This is a genomic window from Ignavibacteria bacterium (assembly GCA_017303675.1).
In the GTDB taxonomy this organism is placed as follows: domain Bacteria; phylum Bacteroidota; class Ignavibacteria; order Tepidaquicellales; family OLB5; genus OLB5.
Genome location: JAFLBX010000001.1, coordinates 1,832,403 through 1,857,992, shown reverse-complemented (window position 1 = coordinate 1,857,992; position 25,590 = coordinate 1,832,403). Strand labels below are relative to the sequence as shown.

The 25,590-nt window shown below is 37.3% G+C and carries 23 protein-coding genes and 1 tRNA gene; 16 read left to right on the top strand and 8 right to left on the bottom strand.

From position 1 onward, the window contains the following. Positions 1-211 precede the first annotated feature (211 nt). Positions 212-1,027: a T9SS type A sorting domain-containing protein gene (locus J0M37_08280; GenBank protein ID MBN8585079.1), complete on the top strand. Its 816-nt coding sequence runs from the start codon at positions 212-214 to the stop codon at positions 1,025-1,027. 137 nt (positions 1,028-1,164) lie between these two features. Here the strand turns inward: J0M37_08280 and J0M37_08275 are convergent, their stop codons facing one another. Continuing rightward, complete coding sequence (locus tag J0M37_08275; protein MBN8585078.1) at positions 1,165-2,382, bottom strand: PAS domain S-box protein; 1,218 nt, start codon at positions 2,380-2,382, stop codon at positions 1,165-1,167. A gap of 291 nt (positions 2,383-2,673) precedes the next feature. Here J0M37_08275 and J0M37_08270 point away from each other — a divergent pair, with 291 nt between their 5' ends. The 9 genes from J0M37_08270 to J0M37_08230 all read left to right on the top strand — a co-directional run bounded on the left by J0M37_08270 (position 2,674) and on the right by J0M37_08230 (position 11,767). After that, positions 2,674-3,444: an SDR family NAD(P)-dependent oxidoreductase gene (locus tag J0M37_08270; GenBank protein ID MBN8585077.1), complete on the top strand. Its 771-nt coding sequence runs from the start codon at positions 2,674-2,676 to the stop codon at positions 3,442-3,444. Between the two features lie 46 nt (positions 3,445-3,490). Continuing rightward, positions 3,491-5,731, top strand: a complete 2,241-nt coding sequence (cadA, locus tag J0M37_08265) for a cadmium-translocating P-type ATPase (protein ID MBN8585076.1) — start codon at positions 3,491-3,493, stop codon at positions 5,729-5,731. A gap of 233 nt (positions 5,732-5,964) precedes the next feature. Beyond that, positions 5,965-6,681, top strand: a complete 717-nt coding sequence (locus J0M37_08260) for an outer membrane beta-barrel protein (GenBank protein ID MBN8585075.1) — start codon at positions 5,965-5,967, stop codon at positions 6,679-6,681. Positions 6,682-6,762: 81 nt separating this feature from the next. After that, entirely contained in the window at positions 6,763-7,050 is a 288-nt protein-coding gene (locus J0M37_08255) for a heavy-metal-associated domain-containing protein (GenBank protein MBN8585074.1), read from the top strand. 63 nt (positions 7,051-7,113) lie between these two features. Beyond that, positions 7,114-7,860: a hypothetical protein gene (locus J0M37_08250; protein MBN8585073.1), complete on the top strand. Its 747-nt coding sequence runs from the start codon at positions 7,114-7,116 to the stop codon at positions 7,858-7,860. 146 nt (positions 7,861-8,006) lie between these two features. Beyond that, on the top strand, positions 8,007-8,783 hold the full coding sequence (locus J0M37_08245; protein ID MBN8585072.1) for an outer membrane beta-barrel protein: 777 nt from the start codon (positions 8,007-8,009) through the stop codon (positions 8,781-8,783). A gap of 185 nt (positions 8,784-8,968) precedes the next feature. Continuing rightward, on the top strand, positions 8,969-9,709 hold the full coding sequence (locus J0M37_08240; GenBank protein MBN8585071.1) for a hypothetical protein: 741 nt from the start codon (positions 8,969-8,971) through the stop codon (positions 9,707-9,709). Positions 9,710-9,739: 30 nt separating this feature from the next. Continuing rightward, a complete protein-coding gene (locus J0M37_08235) occupies positions 9,740-10,633 on the top strand; it encodes a hypothetical protein (protein ID MBN8585070.1) in 894 nt (297 codons plus the stop codon). 30 nt (positions 10,634-10,663) lie between these two features. After that, on the top strand, positions 10,664-11,767 hold the full coding sequence (locus J0M37_08230; protein ID MBN8585069.1) for an LptF/LptG family permease: 1,104 nt from the start codon (positions 10,664-10,666) through the stop codon (positions 11,765-11,767). 6 nt (positions 11,768-11,773) lie between these two features. Here the strand turns inward: J0M37_08230 and J0M37_08225 are convergent, their stop codons facing one another. Next, positions 11,774-12,175 (bottom strand): VOC family protein, encoded by a 402-nt coding sequence (locus tag J0M37_08225; GenBank protein MBN8585068.1) that lies wholly within the window; start codon positions 12,173-12,175, stop codon positions 11,774-11,776. 126 nt (positions 12,176-12,301) lie between these two features. Between J0M37_08225 and J0M37_08220 the strand changes: the two genes are divergently transcribed. The 3 genes from J0M37_08220 (at position 12,302) to J0M37_08210 (ending at position 13,086) form a co-directional block, all read left to right on the top strand. Next, positions 12,302-12,375, top strand: a tRNA-Asn gene (locus J0M37_08220). A gap of 49 nt (positions 12,376-12,424) precedes the next feature. Then, positions 12,425-12,763 carry a DUF3467 domain-containing protein gene (locus J0M37_08215; GenBank protein MBN8585067.1) on the top strand — a complete coding sequence of 113 codons (339 nt, stop codon included), beginning with the start codon at positions 12,425-12,427 and terminating at the stop codon, positions 12,761-12,763. Between the two features lie 203 nt (positions 12,764-12,966). Then, positions 12,967-13,086 (top strand): T9SS type A sorting domain-containing protein, encoded by a 120-nt coding sequence (locus J0M37_08210; GenBank protein ID MBN8585066.1) that lies wholly within the window; start codon positions 12,967-12,969, stop codon positions 13,084-13,086. An 83-nt stretch (positions 13,087-13,169) separates the two neighbouring features. Here the strand turns inward: J0M37_08210 and J0M37_08205 are convergent, their stop codons facing one another. After that, positions 13,170-13,496: a hypothetical protein gene (locus J0M37_08205; GenBank protein ID MBN8585065.1), complete on the bottom strand. Its 327-nt coding sequence runs from the start codon at positions 13,494-13,496 to the stop codon at positions 13,170-13,172. Positions 13,497-13,725: 229 nt separating this feature from the next. Between J0M37_08205 and J0M37_08200 the strand changes: the two genes are divergently transcribed. Then, positions 13,726-15,438: a T9SS type A sorting domain-containing protein gene (locus tag J0M37_08200; GenBank protein MBN8585064.1), complete on the top strand. Its 1,713-nt coding sequence runs from the start codon at positions 13,726-13,728 to the stop codon at positions 15,436-15,438. Between the two features lie 314 nt (positions 15,439-15,752). Here the strand turns inward: J0M37_08200 and J0M37_08195 are convergent, their stop codons facing one another. From J0M37_08195 to J0M37_08175, 5 genes are all read right to left on the bottom strand, one after another. After that, positions 15,753-16,880, bottom strand: a complete 1,128-nt coding sequence (locus J0M37_08195) for an aspartate--ammonia ligase (GenBank protein MBN8585063.1) — start codon at positions 16,878-16,880, stop codon at positions 15,753-15,755. Between the two features lie 191 nt (positions 16,881-17,071). Further along, positions 17,072-17,821 (bottom strand): cytidylate kinase-like family protein, encoded by a 750-nt coding sequence (locus tag J0M37_08190; GenBank protein MBN8585062.1) that lies wholly within the window; start codon positions 17,819-17,821, stop codon positions 17,072-17,074. A gap of 204 nt (positions 17,822-18,025) precedes the next feature. After that, positions 18,026-20,227: a tetratricopeptide repeat protein gene (locus J0M37_08185; protein MBN8585061.1), complete on the bottom strand. Its 2,202-nt coding sequence runs from the start codon at positions 20,225-20,227 to the stop codon at positions 18,026-18,028. Between the two features lie 35 nt (positions 20,228-20,262). Then, a complete protein-coding gene (locus J0M37_08180; GenBank protein MBN8585060.1) occupies positions 20,263-22,464 on the bottom strand; it encodes a hypothetical protein in 2,202 nt (733 codons plus the stop codon). A 17-nt stretch (positions 22,465-22,481) separates the two neighbouring features. Further along, positions 22,482-23,339, bottom strand: coding sequence for an enoyl-CoA hydratase/isomerase family protein (locus tag J0M37_08175; protein ID MBN8585059.1), 858 nt, complete (start codon positions 23,337-23,339; stop codon positions 22,482-22,484). Between the two features lie 230 nt (positions 23,340-23,569). On the opposite strand from J0M37_08175, the gene J0M37_08170 reads away from it, so the two are divergent. Together J0M37_08170 and J0M37_08165 are read left to right on the top strand one after the other, a co-directional pair. Beyond that, a complete protein-coding gene (locus tag J0M37_08170) occupies positions 23,570-24,421 on the top strand; it encodes a glycosyltransferase family 2 protein (GenBank protein MBN8585058.1) in 852 nt (283 codons plus the stop codon). 107 nt (positions 24,422-24,528) lie between these two features. Further along, positions 24,529-25,392: an acyltransferase gene (locus tag J0M37_08165; GenBank protein MBN8585057.1), complete on the top strand. Its 864-nt coding sequence runs from the start codon at positions 24,529-24,531 to the stop codon at positions 25,390-25,392. Positions 25,393-25,590 lie beyond the last annotated feature (198 nt).

Below are 25,590 nucleotides of genomic sequence, written 5' to 3'. Positions count from 1 at the left end.
TAGCAGATATTTTATACCCTGTTATGGCTAGAAATTTTATAAGAAGATATATTGTTGCTGTTAGCAAATTATCAGCGACTAATATCTTATATTTTCAGTATTTTACCTAAGCCAAATCATAGTAAAGCCTTTAAAAATTATTTAATTTTGTAATGGATATCAGAGGATAAATATTTCTAATTTATTTATCTTTTCGAAAGGGGTAAAGACTATGAAAAGCATTTTATTAAGTAAAAAATTTTTTGCAGCTTTTATTATTATTTTTATTGCATCATCAGTTTTATTATACGGCGATATAGACGGAAGAACAGGAAGAACATTAAAAACCAGCACATCAGGCTGCTCTTGCCACGGTTCAATTAACACAGGCGTAACAGTAACTATCACAGGACCTGATACGGTAAACACAGGACAAACCCAGCAATACAGTATAACCATATCCAATGCCGGTAAAACTGGTATGGGTCTTGATGTCGCAACCAGGCTTGGTGCATTAGGTGTTGTAACTTCAGGTTTGCGTATTTCAAATGGTGAGCTTACTCATAATAATAATATACCAATGACAAACGGCTCTGTTACTGTTTCATTCAATTATACTGCTCCGGGCACCGGTGGTACAGATACAATATGGGCAGTTGGTTTAGCAGGCAATTCACAAAGCAATACCGGCGGCGACGCCTGGAATAATGCGCTCAGCAAAAGAATAATTGTGCGCAGCACAGTTGGAATTGAACCTAACATTTCACCCGCAGATTACAGTATTAGTGAAAATTACCCGAATCCCTTTAATCCTTCTACCAGCATTAACATCTCTTTGATCAAAGAAACAAATGTAGATATAAAGATCTACGATGTAAACGGCGCTGAGATCTGCTCAATGTTCAATAATATACTCAAACCCGGAGATCATAAATTTACCTGGCATGCATTAAATAACAGCGGGTCTAAGGTAAACAGCGGAATTTATTTCATGAAAATAAACGCCGGCGGTAATTACGAAACAAGAAAAATGATACTGGTAAAATAAAATTATAGTTTCAATTGTTCTTTGTTTTTGATTGACCCAAACCTGCGGTAATACCGCAGGTTTTTTATTTTACTATTGTAAATAAAAAAGCCATCAGGTTAACTGATGGCTTTTTCTTTAATACAGGAGTTTAATTTTTATTTTAACGGCAAAGTTATTGTAAAGACTGTTCCTTTACCGGTTTGAGAGCGCAGTTTTACCGTTCCATTATGTTCAGTTATTATTCTTTTTACTATTGAAAGCCCCAAACCTGTGCCTTTGCCGTATCCTTTGGATGAATAAAACGGCCTGAAGACCTTTTCCTGGTTCTCCTTCGGTATTCCGGGTCCGTTATCGCTCACTTCTATTGATACGAATGTTTGGTTCAATTTTGTTTTTATTGTAATTTCCCCTTTTTCACTGAAAGCCTGAATTGAATTTATCACAAGATTGGTTATTACTTCTTCTATCTGTGCTTTATCAGCGGGAATTAAGGGAATATCTTTATCAAGCGATTTTTTAACCGTAATATCTTTACTGCCTAATGCGTATTTGGTTTTGGAAATTACCTCTTCAACAAGCTCATTAATGCCGGTTTTGGATTTTTCAACAGTAAGCGGTCTCGAAAAATTCAGCAATCCTCTCAGTGATTTTGTGATCCTTGTAGTTTCATCAACTATGGTCTTTAGCTCTTCATAGTCAGGCTCACCGCTTTTTTTATTGAGCAGCAAATAATCAGCATTACCTGAAATAATATTCAGCGGATTCGATAAGCTGTGTGCTATACTGGAAACAACCTCCCCGATAAGAGCCAGGTTTTCTTTTTCACGAAGCTCTTTTTGCAGCATTTTAACGGTCGTAATATCACGCAGTATCCCAACCGAACCAATGGTATTGGAATTATTTTCATCGTAAATTGCGAATCTCGAAATACTGACATTAACAATTTCCCCGGTTTTAGTAATACGTTCACTTTCATAGTTCGCTAAAAAACCATTCCGGCTTACTTCATCAATTAAAAATTTCTTTTCACCTTTTGCAAGCAGATTTTCCGGGATCAGGAAATCAAATTCCCTGCCCATTACTTCTTCTTTCTTATAACCGAACAGGCTTTCAGCACCGTTATTCCAGAGAAATACCCTGTAATTATTATCCAGGCCAATTATAGCGTCAATTGAATTCAGAATAATATCTGCAAAGAACTTTTCATGGGCGCTTTTGCCGTCTTTCATATGCTTCATCATGGAACCAAGGCATATATCTACATCGCCCAGAATTTTTTCGATCTGGTTATACTGCAAACCGGTATTCTTGCGGATCTTTTCACGCAGTTTATCCTTTTGCCTGACAAGCTCCGAAATCATCATCTGTTCCAAATGAAAATCCTCTCTGAAATGATTTTTCTTAATGTAAATATAATTATTAAGTAAATTTCAGTGAATGATACTGCTCATAAATATTAATGATTTAAATCATAGGATTGAATATAACAGTTCACTAATATAATTAAATTTTTAGTTAAAATTAAGTATTAATACTTACTTGGAAAATTTTGTGAATATCTAATATAAAAACCATAGAAAAGCTTCTAAATTGAGCATATTAGTATATTTTTATAGAATAAATAAATGAATGAAATCAAATTAAATTAATAAGTATTTTTAAGGATGATGAAATTAAAGGATAAAACAGTATTTATTACCGGCGCAGCAAGCGGCTTTGGATGGCAAACAGCCATAGAATTTGCTAAAAAAGGTTCAAAGCTGATAATTGCAGCACGCAGAACTCAAAAATTGAAAGAGCTTGCCTCTTTAATTAAGAAAAATTACAATACAAATGTGTATATATTAACCCTGGATGTTAGAAAAAAAGCAGAAGTAAATAAAGCAGTAAAAGCGCTTCCTGCAAAATGGAAAAATATCGATATCCTGGTGAACAATGCCGGTTTAAGCCGTGGCCTTGATAAGCTGCATGAAGGCAGCCTTAAGGATTGGGATGAAATGATAGACACAAATGTCAAAGGATTGCTGTATGTTTCAAGGGCTGTTATTCCGCTTATGGTTAAAAATAACCGGGGTCATGTGATCAATATAGGCTCAATAGCAGGCCATGAAGTTTATCCAAAAGGCAATGTTTACTGCGCAACTAAACATGCAGTTAATGCGCTTACCAGCGGTATGCGGCTCGACCTGGTTGATACAAATATCAGGGTAACAACCATTGACCCGGGACTTGCTGAAACTGAGTTCAGCATTGTTCGGTTCAGGGGAAATGTTAATAAAGCTAAAAGTGTTTATACCGGTATAGAGCCATTAACACCTGCTGATATTGCAGATGCGGTTATTTATGCCGCAAGCAGACCCGAAAATGTAGTAATAGCTGAAATGATTATCGTTCCGAATAAACAGGCTTCAGGACAGGTAGTGCACAGAAACTGATTTCAAAGATCTAATTTAAACGAACAATTCGAATTCATAATTAAGTGTGAAAGATACAATAGAAAAAGAATCAGACATAATTGATAAAGACTGCAGGTTAATTGAGCTTGATATAGAAGGCATGGATTGCCCTTCCTGCGCAATGAAAATTGAACGCAGGCTTAATAAGCTCGATGGCATCAGGTTTGCTAAAGTGGATCTCGGCAGTGAAACTGCCAGCTTTGCCGTTAATAACGGAGGTCCTGATCTCGCATTTATCAAAAGTGAAATTGATAAGCTGGGCTATAAAGCTATTGAGCAGCAATCAGATGAAGAAGAAACCGCAGCCGAAGAAGAAAAACTCAAAGCGCGGTCGCTATTCAGAAAAAAAATATTCACTTCTATCACTCTTTCTGTAATAATAGTACTGCTCGGAATGAAGGATCATCTGGATTTTCTTTCATTCATTTCAGCTGATATTGCCAATTGGGCTGCGCTGCCGCTTTCTACTATAGTGGTTTTCTGGTGCGGCTCAAAATTCATGAAAGGATTTTTAGCTGATATCCGTGCTCGTTCAGCCGGTATGGATTCACTTATTGCTATCGGCACACTTTCAGCATATTTTTACAGTATTGTTATCCTGCTCCTCCCTGAAATTTCCGGAGAACATCATCATACAGTTTATTTTGAATCTGCTGCGATGATAATTACATTTATTCTCCTTGGTAATTATCTTGAATTCAATCTGAAAAATAAGACACATTACGCCATAAAAGCTTTAACAGAGCTGCAGGCTAAAAAAGCTGTTGTTCTCAGGAATAATGAAGAGCTTGAAATACCTGTTAAAAAAGTTAAGGTTGGAGATATTGTTTTAGTTAAGCCGGGAGAAAGAATACCTGTTGACGGAAAGATCATTGAAGGCACATCAAGTATAGATGAATCAATGATGACCGGAGAATCTTTACCCCTGGATAAAAAAACCGGCGATACAGTTCTTGGCGGCACTTTAAACCAGAACAGCTATCTTAAAATTACCGCTGAAAAGGCTGTTAACGATTCATTGCTCTCTAAGATCATTTTAATGGTAAAAGATGCCCAGCGTTCAAAGCCTAAAATCCAGCGAATAGCTGACAGGGTTTCTCAGATTTTTGTTCCAATAGTAATTGTTATCGCCGTTGTTACATTTTTTGTGTGGTTCAGTTATATCGGGCAGTCTTTAAGTTATTCACTGCTCAAATCAGTGGCTGTGCTTATTATTGCCTGTCCTTGTGCTTTAGGACTTGCAACACCAATTGCAATTGTTCTGGGGGTTGGTAAAGCTGCAGAGAACAAAATACTTTTTAATAACGCCGAAGCTATAGAAAATGTGAACAGGATCGATACCATTCTGTTTGATAAAACCGGAACACTAACCCTGGGTAAATTTGATGTTAAACAGATTATTCCTCATCAAAACAGGCAGGCGGAAGAAATACTCAAAATAGCGGCATCTATCGAAAATTTCTCGGAACACCCTATAGCCAAAGCGATAACAGCAGAATATAAAAAAGATCACAATGATCTTCTCCCTGTAACTGATTTTTCAATTACATCTGGTATAGGTGTAACCGGAATGATCAACGGAAATAAATATAAGATCGGAGGAGCTAATCTTTCTGAAAAAGAAAAGCTTGCCGGCGCAGAAAAGTCTTCATCGCAAAATATATTCCTGTATGAAAATGATATATTAATTGGTGAAATTTCTTTAAGTGACAAAATTAAGGATAATGCAGCCGAAGTTTTAAGTAAGCTGAAAGCGGATGATTATAAAATAGCAATGATAACCGGTGACAGTTCCGTAACTGCCGGTGAAATTGCCGGTCAGCTTGGCATAACCGAATTTAAATCTCAGGTATTGCCTGATAAAAAACAGGAATATGTAAGTGAGCTTCAGAATAAAGGCGCAAAAGTAGCTATGATCGGTGACGGCATTAACGACGCCCCCGCCCTATCGAAAAGTGATCTTGGAATTGCTATCGGCACCGGGCAGGATATCGCAATACAATCTGCAGATGTTATTCTGGTAAAAGGTGACCTGGAAAACATACTGGCTTTATTTAAAATTTCCCGGAAAACCATCTCTGTTATCAAACAGAACATATTTTGGGCATTTTTTTATAATGCTGCTGCAATTCCGGTAGCAGCAGGTGTTTTTGCTGGAATTGGAATAACAGTATCTCCCGTAATGGCATCAATGATAATGGCAATGAGTGATGTAGTAACAGTTTTGCTGAATTCAATGCGCCTTAAGTACTTGAAAATCAAGTAATTTATAGCTATATTTACAAGTATATACAAATTTTAGGGAACAATCTGAAATAAAACTTGTTTATATTTACGTTATTGATTACAGGTTTAATTTTAAAAAGGAGACGAAATAGGGCAAACTTATGGGCCTGCCTAGCCACCGGATTAAAAAAAACAAGGATTGCCTGTAATAACATAACATAACAAACTAAGAAAACGATTCACATTTAAAAATATTTAAAGGAGAATAATAAATTGAAAAAATTAGTTGCATTATTTGTAATTTTAGCAGCTTTTTTAAGTTTAAATAACAGTACAACTTTTTCACAGCCGCAGGTAAAAGTTCATGTAACCGGTGGTTATAATTTACCATTACCTGATTTAAAAGGTGAATATCCGGCAGATACAAATTCAATGTTGCAGAAAAGCGGTTTTAATGCTGGCGCTGATGTAAAATACTATCTTGGTAAAAAAAGAAATGTTGGTATCACATTAAGCGGTGCATATAACTCATTTTCATCAGGTGATATTTCTGTAACTGGCGGTTCATTTATTACAAAAGTTAACATTATTGCTATAGGCTTAGGTGTTGAATATTCATTTATGCCTAAAGGCAAAACCAATCCATTCTTAGGCGCTGAATTTACAGGTAATTTCTTCAGTGGTAATTACAAAACAATGCCTACTGGCGGAACAGAAACTGAAGCAACAATGAAATCAGCTTCAAGATTCGGTATCGGTGTTGGCGGCGGTCTTGATTTTACATTCAACAAAAGCATTGGTGCAGTTGTTGGTGTAAAATACAACATGGCTAACCTGATTGGTAAAGATTCAGTTACCTCAACAGTAAATAATGAATATACACTCATCGATAAAGAAACATCAGTAACAAAATCAAAAAATCTATCATATTTACAGATTTATGCTGGTGTAACATTCTCATTTAATCATCCAAAAGCAAGAAAAAAATAAGTAATTAACAAAATTGTTTATAAGGGAGTCTAAACAGACTCCCTTTTTTATTTGTATAATTTTAATGATTTTTGCAATACTATGAAAATAGCAACAATTTTATTAGCCCTGTTTTTATCAATTACTGCTTTTGCAGGAAACAATGCTGCAGAAAAGATCAGGACGAAGGTAATTCCAACTTTCGGTATGCACTGCTCAGGCTGCGAAGAAACAGTTACCAATGAGATAATGAAGCTCGAAGGTATAAAGTCTGTAAAAGCTGATCATGTTAACAAAACAGTAACAGTTAAGTATGATGATAAAAAAGTCACACTTGAGCAGGTAAAACTGGCAATAGTTAATGCAGGCTATAAGCTGAGCGAAAGCTGATTTTCGGTATTTTATAAAAATCACAAAGGAAAAAACTGGTATTTCTAACTTATATTATAATAAATGAAAAAAGCATTTGTATTAACGGCAGTACTTATATTAACTATAGCAGGCAGTCTGTATTCACAGCCCAGGTTTGTTATTGCAGTAACCGGAGGCTATAACCTACCGCTTCCGCAGCTCAAAGGCACTATTGATTCCGTTAACAGTGGATCCGGCGAATCATATTTTGTAAAAACCGGTTTTAATCTCGGGCTCGCCGGTAAATATGCCGTTGATAAAAAGGGAAAGATAAGACTAACTTTTGGCGGCAGCTATAATAAATTCACTGGAAATGAAACCTACTCTCATACCAACACAGTTGATTTCCATACCAGCATGAGCATTATATCCGCTAATCTGGGTGCAGAATATTCATTTACACCCCGCGAAAAAACTGCTCCTTTCATAGGTTTAGACCTAACAGGAAATTTCTTCAGCGGCAAAACCGAAGAAACCGTTACTGCAGCATCAACTGCAGATCATAATGATATTGGTACCGTATCTTACACACTGAAATCAGCTTCAAGGTTTGGCTTAGCTGTTGGCGGAGGTGTTGATGTAGCATTTAATAAAAGCATCGGCGCGGTTTTCGGAGCTAAATATCACTTTGCAAATTTAATAGGCAAAGAATACTTGGCTTCATCTTCTGCAGGTGAGTATAACCTGAATGATAAGGAAAACGGCTCGATCAAAGCAAAAAATATTATGTATTTCCAGATATATCTTGGCATAACATTTTATTTTAACCAGCAGAAAAAAAGCAAATAATTAAAAAACAGCTTTACAGTTTTAGCCGGGCTCTATCCCCGGCTTTTTTTGTATTAATTATTTGTAATTATACAATTGTAAAAAGGCTTTTAAATTGTTAAATTTAACTTACAGAAATAAAATTTGTAATTTAATTTCAGCTAATTATGATATTCAGATTAATACTTCTCTCAGCCCTCTTTTTAATTTCAACAGTTTCTGATTTCGCTCAAACTAAAATGAATCTGACAGTGTATGGAGGATACACTCTGCCTGCTGCAGATCTGAAAGGTGATTTCCCTGATACTTTAGGTACTGAAATGCTTAATTTTGATAAGTCGAGCACACTGCTTACAAAAAGCGGATTTAATATCGGCGCTATAGGGAAGTATGCTGTTGATACTTTAGGTAAAGCCAGATTAACCGCAGGCTTTAATTACAATTCGTTTTCAGGGTCAAAAGATTATCCCCGAAGCGGTGCAACATTAACTTATAAAAATAAAGTTAATATATTTACTATTTCCCTCGGGGCAGAATACAGCTTTTTTCCAAAGAAAAAAATAAACCCTTTTGCAGGGCTTGACCTTGCTATGAACTTTTACAGCGGAAAAATTGAAGCTTCAGGTGATACTACATATAATTTACAAAGAAAAAGTGAATCCCGTTTTGGTATAATTGCAAATGCAGGCGTTGATATAAAGCTTAACAAAAGTATCGGTGCTGTCATCGGCGTTAAGTACGCTTTAACCAATCTGATCGGGAAAAAAACCGATATTACAACTACTTCTACAAATACATTAACAGACGATGAAGAAACAGGTACAGGTTCACTTCGTGAAATTGGTATAAATGATGAAGAAAGCTCTAATAACAGGGCTAAAACTTTGGTTTACATTCAATTTTATGCTGGACTATCCTTTTACTTCGGGCAGGTTTTAAAATAATAAATTTACAATTATTTTCAGTTTTTTAGAGCTTATTTCAATATATTAGTATGATGAAATAAGCTCTTTTTTATTATTTACACAATTTTTTAGATATTTTTTTATAAATATAAAACCTAAATTTGTAAATATTTGTTAATAAGGGAACACTTCCGAATAGCTTAAGTAAAAATACCAACAGATAAATGAAATATATTTTGTCAGCAATAATAATTATGGTTTGTTTTTTCGGTCAAAGATCCATTTCTCAGCCCACAGGAACAGTTATATTTTATGGCGGTTATTCCGCTCCTTTAGGTGATTTAAAAGGTGAATTTGGCAATACATTTGATACATGGACCGGCAACGGTAACCCTGATACAAATACATATTTCATGAAATCCGGCATAAGTTACGGAATTTATGTTAAATTCCCGGTAAAAAGAAAAAGCCCCCTGCAAGTGACGGGAGGCATTGGTTTTAATGTGTTCAGCAATTCGCAAGTTTATAATGATAACTCCGGTGCTGCAGATATATCTCTGACCCAGAGCCACCTGGCAATTGTGCTTGGCAGCGAATATAACTTTGCCACTGCAAAATCAAAAATTAACCCTTTCATAGGGGCTGAAGCTATGGTAAACGTAATTGGCGGCAAGCTTACTATTATTTTCCCAACTGAAACTAAAGATTTCACAATGAATTCAACGATCCGTTTAGGATTGCAGTTTGGCGCAGGAGTTGATTTTGTAGTTCATCATAATATCGGGTTTGTGCTTGGAGCAAAATATGCGTTTGCAAACCTGGTCGGTAAATCATTCCAGGAAGATTTTGGCACAAAGTATAATCTGGGTGATGCCGCTCATGATTATAACGGTTCTTCTTACCCCTCAAAGAATATACAATACCTGCACCTCTACGGCGGTATGGCGTTTTATTTTGGAAGGTAAATAATAATACAATTAATTAATATTAAATTTATGAAAATACTGAAATACTTATTACTTGTTTTAATTTTCACTTCTGTTTCATATTCACAATTCGATAAAACTATTTTACAGGTTGGTATCGGTATTATCGAACCAATGGGCTCGACTGCAAAAGGAACATATTACCAAAATTATTCACTTGGAAGCTCTACAGTACTTGGTATTGATACTAATTTCATGAGAAATAATTACGGCTTAAAAACCGGTATTACAATTTTTGGTAAAGGTAAATTTAATTTTGATAAATACGCAATTACACGCGGCGTTTTATTTGCCGCTTTCAATACTTTCAATACATTTGAACCGTCAAAATCAGGTAACATTGGCGTTGAAGTAATAAACATTAACAACCAGGTAGATACTGTATTAACCAGCGTTAACTATTCTTACACTTTCAATTCTTTTTCATTTGGTCTCGGTATAGAGCTGGCTCCAACATCATTCACCAAAATGGTAAGCCCCTATTTCGGCGCAAACATGTCATTTAACCTGATGAACGGTAAACTTTCCAGAACTGAGAACAGGGTTGATAGTGTTACAACCAGCTTTTCAGAATTCAGGATCGGTGTAAATTTTGATGCCGGTATTGAATTCAAGATCAACAAACAGTTTGGTGTTGCGCTTGGAGTAAAATATGACCTTGGCAACCTGCTGCTTAAAAATACCAATAGCGGAATAGCTGATGGTATTGAATGGGGTAAGTCAAACGGATCTTTAAATGATGAAGAAGGAACTTTTTATTCCACTATCTACGGACCGGTTCTGAGCTCAACCAGGCGTGAAGTTAGAAGCCAGAAAAAAGATATTAACTGGGGCACGATATATGTTGCAGCCAATATCTATCTGGATAAGCCTTCATCAAGCAAAACAACAAAGAAAAAATAATTTTAAACATATCATATCCGGGCAAACAGGTTGATCAAACAAATTGACAGGTATATAATTTTTCAGTTTGTAAAGAATTTCCTGTTTGCCCTTTTGTGTTTTATTCTCATTTTTATTCTTGTCGACCTTTTCGAAAATCTGGATAAATTCATCGACAATAAGCTGAATTTCGGGATGATACTTAACTACTACCTGTATTTCATTCCTGAAATAATCAGGCTCATAACACCAATTGCTGTACTGCTTGCTACGCTTTTTACAGCGGGCAGAATGGTTAACTTTAATGAAACTGTTGCAGTAAAAAATGCGGGCATCAGCCTTGTAAGGTTTATGATGCCTTTTTTGGCAATGGGAATGCTGGTAACATCAGTTTCTTTATATTTCAACAACTGGGTTGTACCGGAAGCGAACAAGAAAAAATTTTTTATTGAACGAAACTATCTTGGAAAAAATAAAAATACAGTCGGACTTAATAAGCTGTATTTCCAGGATTCCAAAAACCAGCTGATACTTATAGACCAGTTCCGCGAAACTGATATGACTGCCTTAAGGGTTTCCGTGCAGCTTTACGATCCAGATACATTAACTCAGCTTGTAAAGCGAATTGATGCTGAGCAAATGAAATGGGACGGCAGCAAATGGCTCATGATAAATGCCGCAGAAAGAGACTTCAGCGGCGAAAATGAAGTTCTGACAATTTACCCGGAAATCACTATTTCAAATATCACAGGTATCAACAAACTAAACCTGGTTCCCAGCCAAATAACACGTAAACAGTTAAAGCCTGATGAGATGAATTACGGTGAGCTTGAAGAGTTTATTGTAAGCCTTAAAAAAGGCGGACAGGATACAGACAGGCAGATGGTGGATTTTTATTCGAAGATCTCGTTTTCTTTTGCAAGCCTCATCATAGTGATATTCGGTATATCTATTTCCACAGGTTCAAAGCGCAGGCGCGGGCTTGCATTGCAGTTCGGTATAAGTATACTGGTCAGCTTTATTTATCTTGGATTCATAAAAATTTCCCAGTCTTTCGGATATAACGGCGATCTCGACCCGCTTCTCACAGCATGGCTAGCAAATATTGCATTTGCCGGTTTTGGAATGATTAATTTGTATTACAAAAATTATTAAAAATTTCTAAGGCGCAACAAATTCGACCTTTATCCTGTCAGGATCTTCAAAAAATACTGCGTAATAATCATTACCCCCTGCATAAGGATGTTTTTCTTCATATAGTATTTTAATTCCTTTGCTTCTCAGTTCAGTTGTTAATTCATCAACTTGATCTTTGGAATCTGCATGAAATGCAAGGTGGTTAAGCCCGGTTCTGCATCTGTGATATGGTTCATCAAAATATTTCGTTTCTGTTTGCACGAAACAAATGTAAGTATCTTCAAGAATAAAACTGATACCTGAATTCCACTCAGAATAGATCTCATAACCAAGCTTTCCTAAAAACCACCCCCAAAACTCTGCAGAACGGTTCAGGTTTGAAACGTAAATTTCAACATGATGCAGTTTTCCTAAAGTTTTTACCATATTCTATAATTTTAATGAAGTGTGTAAAATTAACTAAAAATATTCATTAAAATAGTGGAAATTCCCCCGATTTTCATTGATTTTATTTTATGATTTAAATATATTTGTATTCTGTAAAATTTTCATTCCGAAGTAGCTCAGTTGGTTAGAGCATCTGACTGTTAATCAGAGGGTCGCAGGTTCAAGTCCTGCCTTCGGAGCAAAAAAAAGCCCGTTTAAGGGCTTTTTTAATATAACTAACATTTTAATATGGCAAACGAAGAAAACAATAACTTACAACAGCAGATCAATATTGAAATAGGTGAAAAAGAAGCTGAAGGTATTTACTCCAACCTTGCGATCATTTCTCACTCCCCTGCTGAATTTATTATTGATTTTACCAGGGTTTTACCGGGGATCCCTAAATCAAAAATAAGCGCCAGAATTATTATGACACCTCAGCACGCAAAAATGCTGCTTGGTGCACTTAAAGATAATATTGATAAATTCGAAAATCAGTTTGGTGAAATTACAATTGTTGGTGCTCCCCCGCAGGGCGGATTTGGCTTCCAGCCAACAATTAATCCCAAAGATGAAAAAATAAATTAATAGAAATACATCTTTTATAATGATTTTTTGATCCTGCCTTAGAGGCAGGATTTTTTTTTGTCAGAAATGTCATACTTCTATCAACCCTTTCACGGTATATTCAAAAAAATATTTTGTAAAACCAGTGTTTTAATTTGGCATAATAATTGTTCTATACTTGAATTGATAATAACTTAAAATAAGGAGAACTATTATGAGAAAAAATGTCAGCTGGTACATATTCCGTGAATTATAGTACTGAAAGGCTCAGCAGCGGAATTTACTTCTACAGGATTACAGCAAACGAATATAATGAAACGAAAAAAATGGTATTGACCAAGTGATCAATTTAGCCATATTTCTTTACAATACAAAATAAGCCCGGTGAAAACCGGGCTTTTATTTTTAAATCTGAATATAATTTTTTTTAAGATCTATCTTCATCGAGATCATTATGGTTATCACCGCCAAGGCTGTAATAGTTGTTTTCTTCATCTTCACTACCTGAAGCTTCGCTCATATCATCATTCTCTGCGCCTGGTATATCCAGTTCGTCCTGCTGATCATTTTTTTTCTCTTTAAGAGTTTCTTCTTCAATACCTGTTTCAGTTTTTACCGGAATCTCAGCGATCTTTTCAGGATCCAGTTCAGTTTCAATATCTTTTCTATAAATATCTTCATCTTCAGGATATGGCGGATAACCGGTCAGTTTTGTCTGGTTTTTCGGGGCTGTGCTTGAACTTTTGTGTTTCATTTTACTCTCCATTTAATATTTATTTCTTTTAAGGTTAGTTCATCAGGATTCTTTATAATTAAAACACATACCTGAGAGTAGATGTTTCGGAATATTGCTTTAAATTTGCCAAAATTTCTACTTTTCATTACCTCTTTCCCGTTAGAATGTAATTGTATTGAGATATTGCTAAACGCCTAAATTATCATTATGTTTCGTATTATTTTTTCAATAACTAAACCAAACACAAATGAAATTTTTTGCAGTATTGTTCATGGTCATATTTGCTGCGGTTAATTTAAATGCCCAGGAAAAATGGTCAACTACCAGAAAGCCTGTGATGGGCGAATATTCAAAACTCCCTTCTGAAAATAATTCCTGGAACAACACAAATAAGACAACACAATTTTACACAACCGATAACATGGTGATCACCGTTGGACCAAGTGTAAGGGTATTACCAACATCTAATGCACAGCAGGATGAGATCATACTGGTAAGGCATCCTACTAACCAGAATATTATGTTCGGCGGTGCCAATACTACAGTAGGCGGAGTTTACGGACAGGGAGGTTACTGGACAACAAACGGCGGAACAACGTGGTCAGGTAATAACCTGCTTTCACCGTTTACACAGTCTTCCAGTGATCCCGGACCGACAATTGATAAAAACGGGGTAATAATATTTTCAACACTCGATAATCCCGGAATGGTTGCTGCATATTCAACAAATATGGGTGCTTCATGGTCAAGCAGGATAACGATTCAATCCGGCAGCGTCGATAAAAATTTTGCTGCATCTGATGATGTTCCTTCAAGTGCATACTATGGAAGAAGTTATGCAGTATGGAGCAATTTTGCCCTAGGTCAGCCGCCAATAGTTATTGGTTATACAACTAACAGCGGTGTTTCCTGGACTGGAGTTATGCAGGTAAATTCACCTCCTTCAGGTCACTATTCACAAGGTGTTGATATTGCTATCGGACCAACGGGCCAGGTATATCTTTGCTGGGCTGCTCCAACATCCGCAAGTCCGTTCACTGAAGATTACCTTGGTTTTGCGCGTTCAACAACAGGAGGCACTTCATGGACTGTTACAGAAAACGCTTATAATATGAATGGTATCAGAAGTACATCTTATAATGGCTGGGGAGTTAGAGTTAACAGCTTTCCGAGGATCGCTGTAGATAGATCAGGCGGTCCCCGTGACGGATGGATATATGTAGTTGCTTCAGATGTAAATCTTGCTCCTGCAGGTACAGATGCTGATGTTGTTATCCACAGGTCAACAGATCAGGGCGCAACCTGGTCAGCAGGCGTTAGAGTTAACCAGGATGCTATGAATAACGGCAAAGTTCAGTTCTTCCCTGCAATTAGGGTAGATGAAAACGGCGGCGTTAATGTTTGTTATTATGATAACAGGAACTATCCTTCAATCGGCGATTCATGCGAAACATATATGTCACGCTCCACTGATGGCGGTACAACATGGACAGATATTAAAGTAAGTGATCACGCATGGAAAGTTAAAGGCGAAGCAGGATTAGGAAACTATATGGGAGATTATATCGGAATTTCTTCAGGTAATAATAAAGTGTTCCCCTTCTGGTTTGATGATAAAACCGGAACAATGCAGGCATGGGTTGCAACTGTAACACTGGATCCAGTTGGTATCAGCGGAAACACAAACGAAATACCTGCTGAATTCGAGCTTAAACAGAATTACCCGAACCCGTTCAACCCGAACACAACAATCAGCTTTGGACTTGCTGCAGGTTCAAATGTTAAGCTTGAAGTATTTGATATGGCAGGTAAAAGCGCAGGCGTTCTTGTTAACAGCGAGCTGAAAGCTGGTTCATATAAATTTGATTTCAACGCTTCAGATCTTTCCAGCGGAATTTATTTCTATAAATTAACCGCAGGTAATTTTGTAAGCACCAAAAAAATGATCCTCGTAAAGTAACAGAAATATTAAATTTTACATAAAATTAACCCCGCATATTTGCGGGGTTTTTTATTTCCTTGTAATCGTTTACAATTAACATTACAAATTATGTTCATAATCTGGAATCGCAACAGTGTTAAATCGAGTGTTAAAGATGTTAGGATTAGAATAGTCACACTCCCCCTAACAGGGGGAGGTGGAGGGGGTCATTATTATTAACTTGTACAGTATTCCAATCGAGCCTGAAAGGGCTATGCTACAATTCTTTAAGTCTTACTCAAAAAAAACGACCCTTAACGGGTCGTTTAAAAAATAAACCGAATTATTTCATTTTATTCCAATACATGAATATTCTTCTCAGCGCAAATATCCTTCAGCTGTTTTGGCCATATTGTAACGCTAACTTCGCCTAAATGAGCTTTTCTTAATAATAACATCTGCAGCCTTGATTGACCTATACCGCCGCCGATACTTAACGGTACTTCATCGTGCAGAACTGCACTGTGGTAAGGAGTTGAAACCAGATCTAACTGTCCGGAGAGCTTGAGCTGTTCACGAAGTGATTCAGCATTAACCCTGATACCCATTGATGAAAGCTCATGTCTGCGTTTTGTTAAATGGTTCCAAACCAGAATATCGCCGTTTATTCCGTGGTACTGCTCGCCGTTCTTTGTAATTGTAGGTGTTACCCAGTCATCATAATCAGCAGCGCGCATTTCATGCGGGTAGCCGTCTTTTAATACCCAGCCAATACCAATAATGAATACTGCGGGGTATTTCTGTAATATCTGTGTTTCTCTCTGCTTCCTTGGAAGGTCGGGGAACATTTCAAGTATTTCTTCTGCATGTAGGAATACAAGCTCTTCGGGCAGATTAGGGAATCTTGGATCTTTAAGCTGCGGGAACATTTCCTGTACATGTTTTTCAGCGCCTACAAATACTTTCCAGATCTTCTTAACTATCATTTTCAGGAAATCGAGATTCCTGTCTTTATCAGTAATTACTCTTTCCCAGTCCCATTGGTCAACATAGCTTGAGTGGTCATGATCCAGGAAATAATCTTTTCTTACAGCGCGCATATCAGTATTTATACCTTCACCCGGTTCAAGTCCGAACTGCTTCAAAGCAATTCTTTTCCATTTTGTAGCAGCCTGTACAACCTGTGCTTCCATACGTTTTGGTAAACCTAGTCCGCAGGGGAATTCAACCGGTGTTCTTGAGCCGTCACGGTCAAGATTATCATTAACACCGCTTTCTTTATCTACTATCAGCGGAACCTGAACCATCATAAGGTTCAGCTCTTTATTTAAGTTCTCTTCTATATAGCTTTTTACAGCATAAATTGCTTTTTGTGTATCTTTTTTATTGAGTATTGAAGAATAGTTCTCAGGAAGTATTCTTGATACTTCCGGATAAGTGCTGATACCCGGACCAGCAAGATCCGCTTTTTTATCTGACATCGTTAATTCTCCGTTTCATTTAAGTTGTAGGAAAGTAAAATATATATTTTACCTATTATACAAAATTATTGGTTTTTACGGGATTTTAAAATGATATGGGTCAACTGTAAAAATGATATAAATCATTCAATTACCCGATTAATATCCATACAAAAGATATTAACCGGGTACTTTTTAAGATGCAACATAAACTATACCGCTGTCAATTCTTCTGAATGATACCTGCAGGCAAGCTTTTCTTTCAATAGCTCAGTGCGTTCAGCAATTAATGCTATTATTTCCTGGGGTGCCACCCTGTCTGTATTTATAACCAGGTCATAATAATGAGGATCGTTCAGGTCTACTCCGAATAATTTTTTCACATAGTCATGTCTCTGGCTGTCTTCTTTGCGGATATATTCCTCTGCCTGCTTAAGCGTTAATGAATACTCATCAACCATATGCTTTACCCGTTTCTGAAGTGAACCTATCAGCCTGACATGCAGGCCGTTTTTATGGTGCCTGGTGATATAAAAAGCTCCCCTGCCTACAATTATTACATTGCCTAGATCAGCAAGTTTCAGAATTGATTTAGCGATGTTATGAGCCATTTCACGCTTGGTGGGGTGAATACCAAACAGCTCCTCGAACATTGTCTGAATATCAGAGAATTTATCTTCAGGCAAAAGCCCGTTGATATTGGTGAGATGATAATCATCAACTACCCGTTTGATAAGGTCTTTATCATATAATGTCCACGGGAGCTCTCCGGCTGTTTGTTTAACACTGAGATCTTCGAGAAGTGAATTGGTAATTGCCGATTCACCGGTACCTGCTTCCCTTGAAATTGTTATAAACGGAAGTATTCCCGGATGGTAGCTTTCTGATCTGGTATGCTCATTGCGTTTTAGCTGGCAGAAAAGGTATGATTTACTGAGGTCAACAAATTTGTTGTATTCCATAACTTAATACCTCCTTTTCAGATGGTTGGGCAGGTGTAATCTGCCAAGAGGGCAAAGTACACCTGCTAAGCAAATATAATACATTACTCAAGCTGCACCAATGATTCTTATCAAATGGATCTATGATAAATATCTGAATCAACAATTTGGCTAAAAAATTTGCAAAGGGAACAAAGAACAATAACTAAAATGAATAATTTTTTATTAAAAGAAAATCTTTTTCGCTTTAGATATTTCTTCCTGGATAAGTTCATGATTTGCAGGGTATTTTTCTTCAGTGAAGATCTTCAAAGCATCATCAAAAGCAGCAATTGCCCTGTGATAATTTTCGGTTTTATCCTCAAATCCGGCAAGCCTGATAAATGCCTTACCGAGCCCTGCTTTAACTTCGGCGTGCTGAATAGGATATTTATCCTCTGCCCTGATCTTCATCGATTCCTCAAAAGCATCAATTGCCTTATAAAGCGCATCGGGCTGATTTTCATATTCACTTTTTTCAAGGTAAACATCCCCTAAATTGAACATTGTATTAGCATATAAAACCGGAACCTGCTGAGGGTCTCTAACTGTGAGAGCTTCTTCAAATGCGCTGATCGCTTTATCAAGGTTTTGCTTCCTATCTTTTATCAATGCAAGCATTGAATATGCGTTGCCGATATTATTTTTTGTAAGCCCGTACTGAAGCGGAGCTTTCTCTTTGGATTGAATTTCAAGCACATCATTATAAGCCTGTATTGAACGCTCAAGATTTAATTCAGACTCTTCTTTTTCAGAAAGCCTGGCATATGTGTTTGCAATATTGTTCTTTGTCAATGCAAACAGCTTCGGATTTTCTGAAGGGATAATAACCTTAAGCGCTTTATTGAACGATTCAATTGCCTTTTTATAATTTTCGGAGCTTGATTTTACAGAAGCCAGCATTAGGAAAGCTCCCCCCAAGTTGTTATTTGTCCTGGCAAATTCCTGCGGGAATTTATTTTCATTAAATACCCTTAATGCTTCGTTATATGCATTTATCGCTGTTACGCAATTTTCCTCAGTAGATTCAACTTCGGCAAATGCTGTGTATGTATTGCCTATCCTGTTCTTAATTCTCGCATATTCAACAGGGCTTGATTCAATGCTGATCGTCTTTAATATTTCATTGAAGTACTCAATTGATCTCGCACAGTTTATTAAAGTATCTTTTACTTTTGAAAGCGACCAGTAAGCCTGACCCAGGTAATTTTGAGCTTTAATATGGTCGTTACGGTTTCCGCTGGCTGCAGATTGTTCAAGAACTTTTTCGAATGCGGAAATAACTATCTGCATATAATCCGCAATTTGCGGGTCTATAATTCCTATATCATAGGCACGCTCGCCAAGCATCTGCAGAACTTCGGTATTATCCGCAAAAATTGCTTCCATACTTTCAAATATTTCGGTTTGCGGGGTCTCAACTTCAGGCTTTACTACAAATTCCAGGTAAGCATCTTCTGCCCATACCTTATTGCGGCGGGCAATTTTGGTGAATTCTTTGTCCTCAAGATTTTTCAGCCAGCCCGTCCATTCAAAATCCCTTCCTTCAAGCTCAAAAAGCGATGCCGCTTTTTTTATCCACTCAACCCTGAAAATACTGTTCTCTTCGTAGATACCGCTCTTATAAAGATATCTCAGTGTTCGTAAAATGGTTTTCTCAATGGTATCACAGTTATCAAATCGCCTTTCCATTTCACTAAGCCTCATGAATATTGAGCCTATGGTTCCGTTAAATTTTACAGTATCCCATTTCATACCCATTTTACCGGATATCATTTTGCCTTCTTCAGCTGTGATTTTTTCTAGCTCAATAATATCATCACCGAATATTATATCTATATCCAGGTTTTGCTCAACCATTTTGTTCTTTACTTTTTTGAACTCCCTGCCTGAGTGGCATGTTGCGGCAATGGGTATTCCGCGTTCTTTTGCTTCGCGGAAAAGCAGATGAAAGCTGTCCTGTCGTTCGATATAGTATTGCAGGTCATCTATAAATATCATTTTTGGTTTCCAGAATATAAAATCTTTGGGAAACAGAAATGCTGCCATTGGTACGCTTCTCGGGACAAGTACATGTACGGGATCTTTGAGCTGTTTTAGCGCATTGAAAACCGCCCGTGTTTTTCCGCTCAATGGCGGAGCTATTATCAGCAGGTTTCTTCTGCGTTCAATAGTCCGGAATATCTGGTTATCGATATTCCTGGTGTAGTAATAATCTCCAACAGGCCTTTCGCCAAGCAGGTCTTTTGCTTTAAGTTTTTTGGAGCTCTTCCAGATAACAGAAAAATAGTTCTTATATTCCTTCCTGAGCTTAAGTACATAGCCTGCGGCGGGAGCCGCTATAGTTGCAATAATACCCAGAATGGTTAATATAACAGTCAGGTCCATTTCACCTGTATTTTATATTCTGTTTTGTGCATGTTCTATATAGTTTTTCTCTTCTCAATTTCATTAATTATCATGTTATAATGAGATTCAGAGTATCCTTTAGCCGCAACAGAAGCTTCCTGCAGCTGTTTCATTCCTATATCAAAATCCAACCCATTCTGTCTGCTGCCGTATTTAGCAGCCAGGTTAAGTACTACAACCCCAAGTGTATATTTTATAGTAGAGTATGTTAACGGATGTTTCTCTATTTCTTTGAGTGACAACGCATCTTCAAGCGCATCTTTGGCCTTTAGCAGGTTAGCTTCTTCATCTTCCGCTTCGCTGAGATACTTATATGTTTCTCCCACATTGCACATAGTTTCTGTATAATCAAGGGGCATTTGTTCTTTGTTTCTGATCTTTAGTGCTTCTTCAAATAATTCAAGAGCTTTCAGCAGATTTTCTTTTTTATTAACCACGCCTGCAAGAAGCATATAAGCATAACCCATGTTATTGAGAGTGCCTCCTCTATTCCTGGCTGATTTCCTGATTGCCTCAGAATCAAGGTATTCATTAAACAGTCTAATGGCTTCGAGCAGGTTCTTTTCCTTTTCTTCAAATCCTGAGAGATACATATATGTATTTGCTGTATTAAACTTAGTAAAAGCGTCATTAGGAGGATAGCCGGTTTTATCTTTAACCTTGCGGGCTTCGCTGAATGCTTCCAGAGAGCGTTTGCAATTTTCTACTGGATCGCCTGATTCTGAAAGTAAACCATATGCGCTGCCAAGATTGTTGTATGTAATTGCAAGATCCAGTGGATTGGTTTCAATTGTAAAGATCTCAAGAGCCTCATTATATGCCGAAATTGCATTCCTGCAATTTGTACCTATATCATCTACAAATGAGAGGAACCTGTAAACATCGCCCAGCTTCATTTTAATTCTGGCGTATTCGTAAGGTTCAGCATCCCTTGTTACATGCACTAACAATTCGTTAAAATAAGAAATAGCAGTAATGGAATTTTCTTTTGTTTCAACAGATTGCGAAAGATTAAAATATGCCTGTCCAAGTGAATATTTAACCTTCTTCAGCTGATTTATTTTATCTGTTCCACTGAGAAGCAGCAGCTCTTTTTTAAACGCTGCAATTGCAAGGGTCATAAACTCAAGAAATTGAGGGTCATCAAGAGCGAAATTGTAAATAGTTTCACCGGTAAGCTGCAGCACTTCGGGGTCATCACTGAAAGTTTCAACTTCAGTATGAAGAATAGTAAGTAAAGGGGTATCTGATTCAGGTTTTATAACATGCACTAAATAAGCGTCCTCGACCAATAACTTTGATCCCGGCAGCACTTTCAGGAATTCTTTTTCTTCCAGTGATTTAAACCAGCCGGCCCATTCAAATTCCTTAGCCGATAACTCAAGCCGCGCAGCGGCAGTTTTTATCCAGTGAGTCCTGATTATATTATTTTCTTCGTAAATTCCGGCAAGGTAAAGATTTCTTAATATCCTCAAAATAGTTTTTTCCACAATATCACATGTATCAAATCTTCTTTCCATTTCGCTCAGCTTCATAAAAATAGAGCCCACTGTGCCGTTGAACTTAATGCTGTCCCATTTCATTCCAAGACTTTCTGCCACCTTTTTACCTGTTTCTGCCGGTATTTTTTCAACTTCAGCTGCACCTGAGCCAAAAATAATATCAATATTAAGATTCTGTTCAGTGAGTTTGTTTTTTACTTTTGTAAATTCTTTGCCTGAATGACAGGCAGCAATTACAGGCAGATTATTTATTTGCGCATATTTGAAAAGTAAGTGATAGTTATCCTGTTTTTCTATGTAATGCTGCAGATCGTCAATAAAAATTATTTTATTTTTTTTGAAAAAATAATCGGGCGGTACCTGGAAAACAGGCATCGGAACACATCTTGGCACCAGTAAATAAAACTTTTTTTTAGAAGTTGTTAACGCATTATATACAGCCCTGGTTTTTCCGCTTAAAGGCTGACCGATAATAAGAACATTTTTATTTGACTGCAGCGAATTCTGAATGACATCATCAACATTTCTTCTAAGGTAATAATCTTCGCAGGGGCGTTCTCCAAGCAGGTCTTTAGGTTTAAGCTTAGCCGTACTTTTCCAGATAACAGAGTAATAATTAGTATATTCTTTTCTCTGTTTGATCAAATAGCCGGCAGCAGGAGCAGCGACTGTTACTATTATTCCGATAATAGTTAATAAAACTGTCAGGTCCATTTTAAAATAAAATAAGCTTACTTGGTTTTTCGGACTTTTTTATAGTTCACTCCGCGTTTCCGGTTAAATGCGCTGATGCCTTCTTTTACTTCTCCGCTCAGGTTATGAAGTGAGAGCCAGTCACGGGCATGTCCAATAGTTGTATGCCATGAAAGATCACGCCAGAAGTTCAATTGCTGCTTTGTATATCTTAGGCACTCAGGCAGCTTGTTATAAAGCTTCTTTGCCATGATCTCAACTGCTTCATCTAATTTTTCGTAAGGAACAACCTGGTTAACAAGTCCCCACTCCAGCGCTTTTGCAGCAGGTATCTCTTCACAAAGGAATAATATTTCACGGGCGCGTCTATCGCCAACCATAATAGGTAAAAACTGAGTTGCACCTGCGGCAGCTACGCTGCCTCTTGCTGCGCCAACCTGCCTGATGTAGATATGATCTGCAGCTATAGCAAGGTCACAGCTCATGTTAAGCTCGTTACCGCCGCCAACAACTATACCGTTGAGCCTGGCAATTGTTGGCTTGCCAACATTGCGCATCACTTCGTGAAGCTGGATAAATTCATACATCCATTTATAATAATCATTCGGGTTGCCCAGAAAATACTCCTGCTGCTCGTTCAGGTCAGCCCCGGTTGAAAAGGCCTGTTTGCCGGCACCGGTGAGTATTATGACGGCAATATTATCATCCCACGAAGCATCCTTGAATGCAGCGGTTAGCTCATGGATGGTTGTTAAATCCAGACAGTTAAGAACCTTAACCCTGTTTATGGTAATGAGAGCTTTATAGCCCTCTTTTTTGTAAATTATATGTTTGAATTTAAAGCTTTTGGGTGATTTCCCTGAATAAATATTTTTCTTTTTAGATGTATTTGGCATAATTATCAGTTAATTTTGGCAAATTATTCATTATTGCATAGAGTTACAATTCAAATAACCGTGAAATAGCGATATGGTGAATTTGTGAAACTTTGGTCTTTCCCGTTTTTTAAGTATTGGATAATTTGTGCCCTGATTCAGGATTTTATTAATTCACTATCTTACCATCCCGCTATTTATCTTTTTCGCTGTTTCATTATTTCACTTTTTAAATTAAGTTAGTACCTCACATGAAAGATATTTCGGTAATAATAGTAACCTGGAACAGCGCTGATGAAATTGTGAAGTGCATAAATTCAGTAATTGATGCATCCGGAAACCTTAACACGGAATTGATCATAATTGATAATAATTCCTCTGATAATTCCTTTGAGCTTGTGAATAAGATCAACTTCCCAAAACTTAATACGGTTAAGAATCCCGAAAATCTTGGTTACACAAAGGCTGTAAACCAGGGAATAAAATTATCGGAGGGTAAATATGTGTTACTATTGAACCCGGATACAGTTTTGGAAAAAAACAGCATCAAAGTGATGTATGATTTTCTGGAATCCAATCCAACCTACGGGGCATGCGCGCCATTGATGAAAAATCCTGATGGCAGCATTCAGTATTCCGTCAGAAACTTTCCAACTTACTGGCGAATGTTCTGTGAGTTCAGTCTGCTTGCATACATTTTCCCCAATACAAAACTATTTGGCTCATGGAAAGCGAAATACCTGGACTATTCACTTGAACAGGATATTGAGCAGCCTATGGCTGCTGCATTCATGATACGCGCTGAGCTTCTGGCCAAAACAGGTAATATGGATGAGCGCTTCAGAATGTTCTTTAATGATGTTGACCTGTGTAAAAAGGTTTATGATTCAGGGTCTAAAATTCGGCTTCTCCCCTCTTCTGTTGTTACCCACGAGCATGGCGCCAGCATTAAAAAAGACCGGGCTAACATGATAAGGATTTGGAACGATGACTGCGCGAAGTATTTTGAAAAACACTTCGGCAGAAGCCTTTTGCTTTTATGGCTTAAAATAAACCTGAAGATATCCGGTGCGATCAGAATATTGTTTGCAGGCAAAAATTAAAAAACTGCTCCACTGCTGTATTATGTTAAAGAACATTGATTTCAAATCATAGTACATATAAGTATATTTGTGGGTATAAAGTATATTTGTACATATAATAAGAACATATGAAATTCAAAGTATCGTGCGCTCAAATATCACCGGTACTGGGTGATATTGAAAAGAACATAAAGCTTCATTTAAAGTATATTGATAAGGCTATTGCCAAAAGATCAGATATAGTTGTATTCCCTGAGCTTTCATTAACGGGATATTCAGTTAAAGATCTGAACTTGGAGATGGCGCTGAATCCATACACAAGCAAGCTGCTTGAGCCGTTAAGGCAGAGATCAAAGAAGATCACAATCGTATGCGGGGGAATTGAAGAGGACGATAATTACGGGATATTCAATTCCGCGTTTTACTTCGAAGCCGGCAGGCTTCAGTTCACACATAAGAAAGTTTACCCGCCTGATTACGGCATGTTCGAAGAAATAAGATACTTCTCCCGCGGCAGGCAGGCTGATGTGCATGATACAAAGTTCGGTAAGCTTGGCTTGCTGGTATGCGAAGACCTCTGGCATATTTCACTGCCGCTGCTTCAGGCATTAAAAGGGGCTAAGCTGATAATCGGTATCGCCGTATCACCAACAAGGCTTGCACTGAACTCAAAAAGCAAGATACTTAAGAATTACGAAATAAATTCAGAGCAGCATAAGGCATATGCAAGACTCCTTTCATTATACCTTGTATTCTGCAACAGGGTTGGATATGAGGACGGCGTGAATTTCTGGGGCGGAAGCGAAATAGTAGATCCATTTGGTAATGTTGATAAGGTAGCGAAATTCTTTGATGAGGATCTGATCACATCAGAAATTAACATGAACTCCGTTAAACGCGCCCGTCAATTGGCCCGGCACTTCCTTGATGAAGACGTAAATTTTTTAAGGAACGAGGTGAATCTGCTGCATGAGGAGCTGAATAAGATGTAGCTTGTTTCAAGGGCGTTTTCAAAATCCGTATTACAACTTTTCAATGAGGAGCATTAGTAAAAAGATCTGAAGAATTTGTTTTCTGTTTCCCAAACTCCAGTTTGGGAAACTTTAAAAAATTAATTAGGGGCTAAAGCCCTAATTTTACAAAAAAGTTATCCACGACCTAAAGGTCGTGGCAAATATTTTATTTAATAT